Genomic DNA, 1,863 nt, shown 5'->3' on the forward strand with positions numbered 1-1,863 from the left:
ATTTCCAGATGTCATTGGCAATTTCCAGAAGAGGTTTGTACTCTCCGGAGGACGTGCTCCCTTCAGAGTTTTCAACCACACACTGATATAGCTGACTTTTACTTTTTCTTAATGCATTCAAGGGGGAGACGCTGAGCGCATTGAGGGCTTCTACAACCTGCCTTACAGAGTATTTCAAGGCATCCTCTTTCAGCTGTTTCTGCATTAAACGAGTCAGGACAAGGCTGATATAGCACAGTACAAAATGACCCCGTATATGCTTGGTTGTCCATACGTAGACCGGCCTGGCTTCAATCGTCGTTTTTAACACTCTAAAGTTATCCTCGATTCTCCAGAGTTGTCGAAGCAGTGCATAAATGACGCTCGGATCTTGATCTTCGATATTGGTCAGCAAGGCCGTGTAACCGCACCATTTAAGACGCTTGGTGTAAAGCGTTTCATTAAATTGAACTTCTTTAAGCTCTGATTTAATAAAACTCTTGTAGCCGTTGCGATTAGCTGCCTGGACAGCTTTCGCTCCTTTTCGTACGAGTTCTTTCGCACGTGTTGTCTTTTTTCTCAGTTCATCCAAGTCGTGCTTATAACGTGATAAAGAGAACGTTGCAATGCACTCAGCCTCCAGCTGGATTTTTCTCGATTGCTCACCCTTTGGATAAACGCGCTTGTTGATTGGAAGAGCCATTCGCTTGATGCGCCAAGAATCTTCTACGCAGTCATAACTCTCCCATCCGTCCTCTTCCAGAAGAGAATCTTGTTCTGTACGGTTTAGTTTTACGTAGGGAGGATAGCCAACAATATATTTAAACCCGGCCTGTTCAAGGGATTCCAAGTTGATGAGTTGGTTTAACCCGGCATCGGCTATGATCGTTACGTTGTTTAACTGGTAACGTTTTTTAAAGCCTTCCACCACCTCAAGCATTGTGCCGACTTCGGCAGTATTACCTCTAAAGAGCTCGTAGCCAAACGGTATTCCTTCGCTGTCTACAAGTAAGCCCATCACTACCTGTGTTTCTTGGGTTCGATGTTCTTTGCTCATACCTCGAGCACGAAGCTCATCTTCGATAAAACTCTCAAAGTAAAAGGTGGTGACATCATAAAGAGCGATCGTAAGATCCCTCTGATAAAGCTTGTCTATTGCCGCGTTTAACCGATCAATGATCTTTTGCTTGCGTTCGTCAAGTATATCCAGCAAGTTGTACATATCCTTGAGAGAAAGGCTCTCAAAGTCGTATAGATATCTATTCCTGTCAATCCACGTTCCTAGTTTTGATTCAGGCCTGAGTATCCGAGCAACCGCATTGTAAAAGGCCAGTTTATTTAAATCGACCGGAACCTTTCCTCTGTAATTGCGCTCTAGATTCTTGAAGTATTGGTCTAATTCAAGCTTGTTCCAAATCGTTAGAAACGGTGCTGGTGAAACGAGAAATGAACTGCCTAACTCAGTGGAGTTCGCTGCGCTGTCAACGATTGAGACTCCGCTGCCGTTCGGCAGCTCGGTCGCCTCCGCATAGGCCTGAGTTGATTCCCGGAAGAGCTTTAAATCTGAATTGATAAGTTCGAGTCCGTCAGGGTGCTTCTGCAGAAATAGTTCCTTGTTCCCGTAGCTTTTGAGCTGACGAGTTGTGGACCTTTTTGTAATTGGATCTCGATACTTCTCGACGATAGAGATATAGACCTTGCCTTTTACCTTTCTTTCCGAAATTGAGATGGACACGACTCACTCCTCCTTATTGATAATTATATCATAATTAGCCTTGATTGAACTACATTGTCGTTAAATTTTCTAGAAAAAATTTCGAATTTATCGTTGAATATTCAGAAGGTTAAAGAAGCTTATTGATACATTTTTCTGGAAAAGTCGGG

1 protein-coding gene is annotated in these 1,863 nt (G+C 43.3%); it reads right to left on the reverse strand.

All coding sequences use genetic code 11. The features are described from left to right. The coding region (locus E5987_RS12645; RefSeq protein WP_160336424.1) for an IS1634 family transposase at nucleotides 1-1,714 on the reverse strand (1,714 nt) is incomplete at its 3' end. Nucleotides 1,715-1,863: the final 149 nt, after the last annotated feature.

The organism is Parasutterella muris (genome assembly GCF_009767915.1).
Taxonomy (GTDB): Bacteria; Pseudomonadota; Gammaproteobacteria; order Burkholderiales; family Burkholderiaceae_F; genus Parasutterella; species Parasutterella muris.